General features: G+C 68.5%; 7 protein-coding genes and 1 pseudogene. 5 read left to right on the top strand and 3 right to left on the bottom strand.

The genetic code is table 11. From position 1 onward, the window contains the following. The coding region (locus ACI379_RS10580; protein WP_439792044.1) for a helix-turn-helix domain-containing protein at positions 1–480 on the bottom strand (480 nt) is incomplete at its 3' end. A 70-nt stretch (positions 481–550) separates the two neighbouring features. Between ACI379_RS10580 and ACI379_RS10575 the strand changes: the two are divergent. Beyond that, a pseudogene (locus ACI379_RS10575) lies at positions 551–961 on the top strand (hemerythrin domain-containing protein); the annotation flags it as partial. A 54-nt stretch (positions 962–1,015) separates the two neighbouring features. After that, positions 1,016–1,330 (top strand): DUF2249 domain-containing protein, encoded by a 315-nt coding sequence (locus ACI379_RS10570; protein ID WP_439792045.1) that lies wholly within the window; start codon positions 1,016–1,018, stop codon positions 1,328–1,330. A gap of 84 nt (positions 1,331–1,414) precedes the next feature. Here ACI379_RS10570 and ACI379_RS10565 read toward each other — a convergent pair whose 3' ends face one another. Together ACI379_RS10565 and ACI379_RS10560 are read right to left on the bottom strand one after the other, a co-directional pair. After that, positions 1,415–2,812 carry an MFS transporter gene (locus tag ACI379_RS10565; RefSeq protein WP_439792043.1) on the bottom strand — a complete coding sequence of 466 codons (1,398 nt, stop codon included), beginning with the start codon at positions 2,810–2,812 and terminating at the stop codon, positions 1,415–1,417. Beyond that, the gene (locus tag ACI379_RS10560) at positions 2,809–4,182 is read right to left on the bottom strand and encodes an MFS transporter (protein WP_439792042.1); all 1,374 of its coding nucleotides are present in this window, start codon (positions 4,180–4,182) and stop codon (positions 2,809–2,811) included. Before ACI379_RS10560 ends, ACI379_RS10565 begins: the two co-directional genes overlap by 4 nt. Before the next feature lie 250 nt (positions 4,183–4,432). Between ACI379_RS10560 and ACI379_RS10555 the strand changes: the two genes are divergently transcribed. The 3 genes from ACI379_RS10555 to ACI379_RS10545 form a co-directional block, all read left to right on the top strand. After that, positions 4,433–5,191, top strand: a complete 759-nt coding sequence (locus ACI379_RS10555; protein WP_439792041.1) for a helix-turn-helix transcriptional regulator — start codon at positions 4,433–4,435, stop codon at positions 5,189–5,191. Further along, a complete protein-coding gene (locus ACI379_RS10550) occupies positions 5,184–8,891 on the top strand; it encodes a nitrate reductase subunit alpha (protein WP_439792040.1) in 3,708 nt (1,235 codons plus the stop codon). The genes ACI379_RS10555 and ACI379_RS10550 overlap by 8 nt, the downstream gene beginning before the upstream one ends. Before the next feature lies 1 nt (position 8,892). Beyond that, the coding region (locus ACI379_RS10545; RefSeq protein WP_439792039.1) for a 4Fe-4S dicluster domain-containing protein at positions 8,893–9,555 on the top strand (663 nt) is incomplete at its 3' end.

The raw sequence follows: 9,555 nt of genomic DNA, 5'->3' as shown, positions 1-9,555 counted from the left end.
GTCCTCGAGGAGGTCCACGACGGCGCGCCGGGCGTCGCTCTCGACGGGGGTGGGGGTCACGCCACGCTGGGCCGCCAGGGTGTGTCCCCAGCGCGCGCCCGCCTCCTCGGCGTCCGCGGCCGGGCTGGCGCTGGTGCGTGCGATGGCCCCGGCCAGGGCGGCGGCCAGGCCCGCGTACTCGGGGGCCGCGGCCACGTCGTCGCCGGTGGACCGGTACAGCCAGGCCGGTCGTCCGCGTCCGTGGGGCTCGGCCTGGTCGCGGGTGGCGAGACCGTCGGCGACGAGGCCGTCGAGGTGCTCGCGCACGGTGTTGGGGTGCAGTTGGCTGACGGTGGCGAGTGCGGCCAGGGTGACGGGAGCGTGCTGGGCGCGCAACGTGTCGAGGAGGGTTGACCGGGAGGCGGACAGCGGACGACGGGGGCGTTCGGTGCCGGCGCGCGGGCCGTGTCCCGGTTGGATCTCCAGCCGATTATTTTCCACGGAACTGAGTGTAGTTAAATGAGGCGTACACGCCAAACCGACAGGTTGGGCCGAGAGAGAGGACAGTCTGGTGACCGACTTGCTGATCGCCTCCACCGAGGCGGACGCCGCCGCCGTGGAGGCCGTGGTCGCGCACCACGCCCAGATGGCGGGTGCGCTCAAGACGTACGTCGACGCGACGCTGGCCGCAGCCCGTACCGCCGACGCGGAGGTGGCTGAGCGCGCCCGCGAGCGACTGGTGGGGTGGTGCCGTGACGAACTCGTCCCGCACGCGCTCGGGGAGGAGCAGACGCTCTACCCCGCGGCCGCCTCCACCACGCAGGGGCGTCTGCTGATCGAGGCCATGACCGCCGAGCACGGGCTGATCACGTCGCTGGTCGACGAGATCGCGACGTCCGCGACGGCCGTGGACACCGCCACGTCCGCCCGGGCGTTGTGGGAGGTCTTCGCGTCGCACCTGGCCAAGGAGAACGACCTGGTGCTGCCGCTGCTGGCGGGCACGCCGGGCGTCTCCGTCGCCCAGCTGCTCGACGGCATGCACGAGATCCTGGGCCCGGAGGCCACCGGCGGGTGCGGTTCGGGTGGACACGAGTGCGGATGCGGTGAGTCCGGTTCCACGACGTACCCCGAGCTCGACGCCAGGGCCATCCCGCACGCGATCCGCCACGCCACGATCTTCGGTGCCCTCGACGCCGTCGCCGTGGGCTCGGCCATGGTCCTCGTCGCCCCGCACGACCCGGTCCCGCTGCTGGCCCAGCTCCAGGAGAGGAGCGGCTCGGGCTTCGAGGTCGAGTACCTCGAGCGTGGCCCGGAGGCGTGGCGTCTGCTGCTCACCCGGCGCAGGGGCTGAGGGCCGCTGGCGGCGTCACGGCGCACGTACGAGAAGCCGGCCCCGGGGCGATGCCCCGGGGCCGGCTTCGTCGTGCAGGATCGATCAGCTGGGCTTGGCTGCGCCCTTGCGGGCGTAGCGCCACCACGTGATGGCCACGCACATGACCGCCCACGCGACGCCGATCGCGTAGAAGCCCGTCGCGCCGACCGTGCTGATGCCGACGCCGAAGAAGAACGGCCCGAAGGCGGCGATGGCTGCGGTCCAGCCGATCACCCCGCCCGCCTGCCGACGCTCGAAGATCATCGGCATCTGCTTGAACGTGGACGCGTTGCCGATGCCGGAGAACAGGAAGATCGCCAGCATGCCCCACAGGAACTGGTTGAAGCCGGCGTCCAGGGCAGCGGCCGAGCTCGTGTCCGGGGTGAGGGCCGGGATCGTGAACGCGATCGCGACGATCAGGCCGATGCCGGAGATGAGGGTCCAAACGGCCCCGCCCATCCGGTCGGTCAGCGGCGAGAACAGCACGCGGGCTCCTGCGCCGATGAGGGGGCCGAGGAAGACGAACTTCACCGGGTCGGGCACCGTGTAGCCCTCCACCAGCAGCTCCGCCGAGGCTCCCGCGCCGGCGATGATGTCAGCGTTGCCGCTGCCGTACAGGTTGGTCATGAGCAGGCCGAACTGGGCGGACAGGCCCGCGAAGGTGCCGAAGGTCATGATGTAGAGCAGCGTCATCCACCAGGTGTCCTGGTTGCCGAAGATGTCGAACTGCTGCTTGACGTTGACGTCCATGGGGATGGACTTGAGCATCGTCCACGCCAGCAGCGCCGCGACCACCATGAGGGGGATCCAGATGAACGCGGCGTTCTGGTACCAGACCTCGGTGGGCTCCTTGCCGGTGACGGCCATCATCTGGCTGCCGCCCAGGACGCCCAGGAAGCTGAAGCCGATGAGGTACGGGGTGAGGAGCTGCACCAGCGAGACCCCGAAGTTCCCGATGCCCGCCTGCAGGCCCAGCGCCGTACCGGCCTTCGCCTTGGGGAAGAAGTACGACGTGCTGGGCATGAAGCCCGAGAACGCGCCGCCGCCGATGCCGGCGAGGAACGCGAGCACCATCAGCTCCCAGTACGGGGCGGAGGGCTCTTGGACCCGTACACCCCAGCCCAGGGTGGACAGGATCAGCAGCAAGCTCGTGAGGCTGACCATCTTGCGGGTGCCCATGATGGGCGGGAGCACCATCCAGATCAGCCGGAACAGGCCGGCCGCGAGGCCGGGCATGGCCGCCATCCAGTACAGCTGGTTGGCGGTGAAGGAGTAGCCCAGAGCGTTGAGCTTGGGGATGATCGCGCTGGGCAGGAACCACGCCACGAAGGCGAGGGTGAGGGCGAAGGTGGTGATCCACAGGGTCCGCCAGGCGAGCCCGGAGTCCCAGGTCCGCTCGTTCTCGGGGTCCCAGTTCTCCAGCCACTCCCCGCCACTGCGTGCGGGAGCAGTACTGCTCATGCCAGTGCCTCCTTGGGCTCGGTGTTCTCAGCCGGGCTCTCCAGGTGGTGAGCCAGCTCGGGTGACTTGCTGTGCAACATGTGCACGACCGTCCAGTGCATCCACACGGAGCAGATGACCGTGAGGACGAAGAGCACGAAGAACGTGCTCGAGGGGAAACCGGACCAGGCCTTCGTGTAGGCGAACAGCAGCGGAAGGAAGAATCCGCCCAGCCCGCCCAGCATCCCGACCAGGCCGCCGACGGAACCGACGTTGTCGGGGAAGTACTCGGGGATGTGCTTGTAGACCGCCGCCTTCCCGACACCCATCGCGCACCCGAGGATGAACACGAGGACCGCGAAGGGGACCAGGCCCAGCTGGTAGGCCAGGTGCTCGCTCGTGGACCCGTCGGCGTGCGAGATCACGATGTGGCCGTTGGGCATCATGAGGATCCCGGTGGTCACGAGCATCACGCCGAAGGTCCAGTACATCGCGCGCCGCGCACCGAAGCGGTCGGACAGCATGCCGCCGAACGGGCGGAGCAGGGACGCCGGGAAAATGTAGGTCGCGGTCAGGAGCGCCGCCGTCTGCAGGCTCACCTCGTAGTTGTCCATGTAGTACGTGGGGAGCCAGGCCGCCAGGGCGATGTAGGCGCCGAAGACGGCCACGTAGTAGAGGCTGAAGCGCCACACCCGCATCTCGCGCAGTGGCGTCAGCTGTGCCTTCAGGGGCAGGCCGGTGCCCGGCGTACGGTCCTGGCTCGGCGTGCCGAACCACAGGACTGCGGCCATGACGACCAGGAGCACCGCGTACACGACCGGCACCAGGCGCCAGCCGCCCTCGACGATCCCGAAGTAGGTCGCGCCCGCGGTGCCCGCGATCAGCGGGGGGCCGATGAACTTCGTGACCGAGGCCCCCACGTTGCCGGCCCCGAACAGTCCCAGCGCGAATCCTTGGTGCTCGCGCGGCTGCCAGATGGAGTTCCACGCGACGCCGGAGGTGAACGAGTTGCCGGCCAGGCCGATGAAGAAGGCCAGCACCAGCAGGACCCCGAACGAGTGCACCTGGGAGACCAGGAACGTCGGCACTGCCGTGAGCAGCATCAGGCCGGCCATCACCTTCCGTCCGCCGATGCGGTCGGTGATCATGCCGGTCGGGAGTCGCCAGAGCGATCCGTTGAGCGCGGCCGCAGCGATGACCCAGGAGAGCTGCACCTCGGTGAGACCGAACTCCTCCTGGATCGGCTTGCCCAGGATTCCGAACATCAACCAGACGGCGAACATCAGCGTGAACGCGATGGTGGACAGCCACAGCACCCGGTGGCGCCCCGTCTCACCGTGAGGTGTCACGTTGCCGGGGGCCTCGGGTGAAGCGGTGATTGGTGTGCTCATCAATATCCCCACTTAAAAGGAGTAGCGTCCTTTGAATCAATTGGACGCTATACCCGGGATGTCGTCAGAACGCATGTCCAGGGACGTGGAAGCGCCTTTGTTCCCAAAGGTCGGGACCTTTGTCCCGAGGTGTCCCGCAACTGGTCCTGAGCGTGAAAGTCGACCCTGTCCGGGGTGTAGCGTGGTCGGGAGCCCGGAGCACCGGCCCTTTGACGAATTTCTTGGATAGACAGGAATCGGAGTCCTCCCAATGATTCAGCGGACCAGTTTCGAGGCCTCGGGCCCCGGGTCCGTTGATACGGGTGGGCTGTTGAACTCGCCGGTCCGCCGCGACATCGTCGAATTCTTGAGGGACGTCTCCGCTGGCGACGAGGAAGGTCTCGGCGGCCTGACGGCCGCGGAGCTCGGTGAACGCCTCGAGCTCCACGTGACGACCGTGCGGTTCCACCTGGACCAGCTCGTGCGGGTGGGCATGCTGTCGACGCGTCTGGTCAGGGGTCGGGTCGGCCGTCCGCGGAAGGTGTACTTCCTCCCACCGCCGGAGCGCGCCAGGGCCTCAGCCGACGCGTACGAGGCTCTGGGTGCGGTGCTGGCCGAGGCCTGGCCGGGACCCGGTGGCGTTGCGACGGAGGTCTCCCCGCGCGAGGCCGGCCTGCGCTGGGTGCGTCGCCACATGCCCATGAACGGCGAGGTGCCGCCACCGGCGCGGACCCCGGGGGAGTGGCTGGGCAAGATCGGGCACGCCTTCGACCTGCTCGTCGAGTGGGGCTACCAGCCCGACCTCAGCACCGAGCAGAACGGCCGCCTCGCCCGCCTGACTCTCACCGACTGCCCCTTCCTCGACATGGCGGCAGTCCGGCCCGACGTCGTCTGCGGGGTCCACCAGGGCCTCGTCGAGGGCGTCCTCGCGCGCGCCGGCGAGCCGGACGCCGACGTCGTGCTCCGCCCGTTCGTCGGCCCCCGCACCTGCACCGTCCACATCACCCAGGGAAGGAACCCACGTGAGTGACACGAAGCCCGTAGCCAGCAGCGGCCTGAGCGCAGCCCTGCTCTCGTCCCGCCGCTTCTTCACCAAGGCCGAGGTCAGCGACGACCTGCGCACCCTGCACAAGGAGGGCGGCCGGGAAGGCGACGCCTTCTACCGGGACCGCTGGGCCCACGACAAGGTCGTGCGGTCCACCCACGGGGTGAACTGCACGGGCTCCTGCTCGTGGAAGGTCTACGTCAAGGACGGGATCATCACCTGGGAGGCGCAGCAGACCGACTACCCCAGCGCCGGCGCCGACCGGCCCGAGTACGAGCCGCGCGGCTGTCCCCGCGGCGCCGCCTTCTCCTGGTACACCTACAGCCCCACCCGGATCCGCTACCCGTACGTCCGCGGCGTGCTGCTCGAGCAGTACCGCGCAGCGAAGGCGAGGTACGGCGACCCCGTGGTGGCCTGGGGCTCCATCGTCCAGGACGAGGAGCAGACGCGGCTCTACAAGAAGGCGCGGGGCAAGGGCGGCCTGGTCCGCGCCTCGTGGGACGAGGTGAGCGAGCTGATCGCGGCCGCCCACGTCTACACCGTCAAGAGGTGGGGTCCCGACCGGATCGCTGGCTTCTCGCCGATCCCGGCGATGTCGCCGGTCTCGTACACCTCGGGCGCGCGCTTCCTGGAGCTGGTCGGCGCCCCGATGCTCTCCTTCTACGACTGGTACGCCGACCTTCCGAACGCGTCCCCGCAGATGTTCGGTGACCAGACCGACGTGCCGGAGTCGGGCGACTGGTGGGACGCCGGGTACCTCATCATGTGGGGCTCCAACGTCCCCCTGACCCGTACGCCGGACGCGCACTGGATGACTGAGGCCCGCTACCGGGGGCAGAAGGTCGTCGCGGTCGCGCCCGACTACGCCGAGAACGTGAAGTTCGCCGACGAGTGGGTGACGACGGCGCCCGGCACCGACGGTGCGCTGGCCATGGCGATGGGCCACGTGGTGCTCAAGGAGTTCTTCGCCGACTCTCGCGTCGACTTCTTCTCCGAGTACAACAAGCGCTACACCGACCTCCCGCACCTGATCCAGGTCGAGGAGGTCACCGCCGAGGACGGGACCGTCTCCTACCGGCCCGGCAAGTACTTGGTGGCCGGCGACATCGACCACCCCGAGGGTGGCACCGAGAACACCATGTGGAAGCCGGCCGTCATGGACGCCGACGGTGCCGTCCGGATCCCGCGCGGCTCCATCGGCCACCGCTTCGGCGACGAGGGCCTGGGTCAGTGGAATCTCGACCTGGGCGACATCGACCCGGTGCTGAGCCTGATGGACCTGCCCGACCACGACGGACGTGCCGTCGAGGTGCGTCTGCCGCGCTTCGACGACCCCGGTGGCAAGGTCGGCCACGTCAGCGCCGGTGTCCCGGTGCGCCAGGTGGGCGACCGGCTGGTCACCACGGTCCTGGACTTGATGCTTGCCCAGTACGGCGTGGGCCGCGACGGCCTTCCCGGCCAGTGGCCGAGCGGCTACGACGATCCCAGCATCCCGGCGACCCCGGCCTGGCAGGAGCAGCACACCGGCGTCCCGGCGGCCCAGGTCGAGCGGCTGGCGCGCGAGTGGGCGCAGAACGCCATCGACACTGGTGGCCGCGGCATGATCTTGATGGGCGCCGGCACCAACCACTGGTTCCACTCCGACCAGATCTACCGCGCCATGCTGGTGCTCACCACGATCACCGGCTGCCAGGGGCGCAACGGCGGCGGCTGGGGCCACTACGTGGGCCAGGAGAAGGTCCGCCCGATCATGGGCTTCCAGCACATGGCGTTCGCCCTCGACTGGCACCGCCCGCCTCGGCACATGAACCAGACCGCGTACTGGTACGTGAACACCTCGCAGTACCGCTACGACACCTTCGACGCCGACGACCTCGACGCCGGTACGGGGGTGTTCAAGGACAAGACCGTCATGGACCTGCTGGCCCAGTCCGCCAGACTGGGGTGGACCCCGAGCTACCCGACGTTCGATCGGTCCAGCCTCGCGTTGGCCGACGACGCTGAGGCGGCCGGGATGGAGGTGCCGGCCTACGTCGCCCAGGAGCTCAAGGAAGGACGCCTGAAGTTCGCGGTCGAGGACCCCGAGCACGAGGACAACCACCCCCGCATCCTCAGCCTGTGGCGCGCCAACCTCCTGGGCTCCTCGGCCAAGGGCAACGAGTACTTCCTGCGGCACCTGCTGGGGACGGACTCGGCGGCCACCGCCGAGGAGGCGCCACCGGAGCAGCGCCCCAAGGACGTCGTGTGGGCGGAGAAGGCGGCCGAGGGTCGTCTCGACCTGCTGATGACGATCGACTTCCGGATGACGAGCTCGACCATGCTCAGCGACGTCGTTCTCCCGGCGGCCACCTGGTACGAGAAGCACGACCTGTCCACCACGGACATGCACCCGTTCGTGCACTCGTTCAACCCGGCGATCGCGCCGCCGTGGCAGACCAAGACGGACTGGGATGCGTGGAAGCTCATCGCCAAGCGGTTCTCCGAGCTGGCTGTGGACCACCTGGGCACTCGCAAGGACGTCGTGGCCAAGCCGCTGTGGCACGACACCCCCGAGGCGATGGCCACGGTGCACGGCGTGGTGAAGGACTGGAAGACCGGTGAGGTCGAGCCAGTCCCGGGCAAGACGATGCCGGCGATCGCGGTCGCCGAGCGTGATTACACCGCGATCTACGACAAGATGATCTCGATCGGTCCGCTCATGGAGAAGGTCGGCATGCTGACCAAGGGCGTCGCCTACGACGTCAAGCGGGAGATGGACATCCTGCGTCAGCGCAACGGGGTGGCCCACGGCGGTGCCGGCGACGGTCAGCCCAAGGTTGAGACCGACGTGCAGATGGCCGACGCGATCCTGCACCTGGCGGGTGTCTCCAACGGCCACCTGGCCACCCAGGGGTTCCGGTTCCTGGAGAGGCGTACGGGAACGGAGTTGGCCGACCTGGCCGCGGAGCACGAGGGCAAGCAGATCACCTTCGCCGACACCCAGGTCGCGCCCGTGCCGGTGATCACTTCGCCGGAGTGGTCGGGCTCGGAGTCCGGGGGACGCCGCTACAGCCCGTTCACGATCAACATCGAGCGGCTCAAGCCGTTCCACACCCTGACCGGTCGCCAGCAGTTCTACGTCGACCACGACTGGATGATCGGGATGGGCGAGGCGCTGCCGGTGTACCGGCCGCCGCTGAACATGACGAAGCTGTTCGGGGAGCCGGAGATCGGCGCCCAGGGCGAGCTCGGCGTCTCCGTGCGGTACCTGACCCCGCACAACAAGTGGTCGATCCACTCCGAGTACCAGGACAACCTGTTCATGCTGTCGCTCTCGCGCGGCGGCCAGTCGGTGTGGATGTCCGACCGCGACGCCGCCAAGATCGGCGTCAAGGACAACGACTGGATCGAGGCCGTCAACCGCAACGGCGTCGTGGCGGCCCGGGCGATCGTGTCCCACCGGATGCCCGAGGGCACGGTGTACATGCACCACGCCCAGGACCGGCTGATCGACGTTCCGCTGACCGAGCGGGACCGCAAGCGTGGCGGCATCCACAACAGCCTCACCCGGATCCTCATGAAGCCGAGCCACATGATCGGTGGGTATGCCCAGTTCGCCTACTTCTTCAACTACATCGGGCCGACGGGCAACAACCGTGACGAAGTGACGACGATCCGCAAGCGGACTGCAAAGGTGGAGTACTGACATGCGCGTGATGGCACAGATGGCCATGGTCATGAACCTGGACAAGTGCATCGGTTGCCACACCTGCTCGGTGACCTGCAAGCAGGCGTGGACCAACCGGGCCGGCACTGAGTACGTGTGGTTCAACAATGTCGAGACCCGCCCTGGACTCGGCTACCCGCGGACCTACGAGGACCAGGAGAAGTGGCAGGGCGGCTGGGTGCGCAAGCCCAACGGCCGCCTCGAGCTGAAGGCGGGAGGTCGCTGGAAGAAGCTCGCGAGCATCTTCTCCAACCCCAAGCTGCCCTCGATCCACGACTACTACGAGCCGTGGACCTACGACTACGAGTCGCTGCTCAACTCGCCGCAGACCGAGACGTTCCCGGTCGCCCGGCCCAAGTCGCTGATCTCCGGCAAGAACATGAACGTCGAGTGGTCGGCCAACTGGGACGACGACCTCGGCGGGTCCAAGGAGCACGCCGCGCGCGACGTGATGCTCAAGGGCATCGAGGACAAGGTCAAGCTCGAGTTCGAGGAGACCTTCATGTTCTACCTGCCGCGCATCTGCGAGCACTGCCTCAACCCCTCGTGCGCCGCCTCGTGCCCCTCAGGCGCGATCTACAAGCGCTCGGAGGACGGCATCGTCCTGGTCGACCAGGACCGCTGCCGCGGCTGGCGCATGTGC

The sequence above is a fragment of the Nocardioides sp. genome (genome assembly GCF_051876515.1).
Classification (GTDB): Bacteria; Actinomycetota; Actinomycetes; order Propionibacteriales; family Nocardioidaceae; genus Nocardioides.
This window is presented reverse-complemented; position numbering and strand designations above follow the sequence as displayed.

What these genes read in the sequence shown, in the direction of transcription:
- ACI379_RS10560 (WP_439792042.1), bottom strand. Translation starts at nt 4,182, where the DNA reads ATGAGCACACCAATCACCGCTTCACCCGAGGCCCCCGGCAACGTGACA.
- ACI379_RS10570 (WP_439792045.1), top strand. Translation starts at nt 1,016, where the DNA reads ATGCACGAGATCCTGGGCCCGGAGGCCACCGGCGGGTGCGGTTCGGGT.
- ACI379_RS10555 (WP_439792041.1), top strand. Translation starts at nt 4,433, where the DNA reads ATGATTCAGCGGACCAGTTTCGAGGCCTCGGGCCCCGGGTCCGTTGAT.
- ACI379_RS10565 (WP_439792043.1), bottom strand. Translation starts at nt 2,812, where the DNA reads ATGAGCAGTACTGCTCCCGCACGCAGTGGCGGGGAGTGGCTGGAGAAC.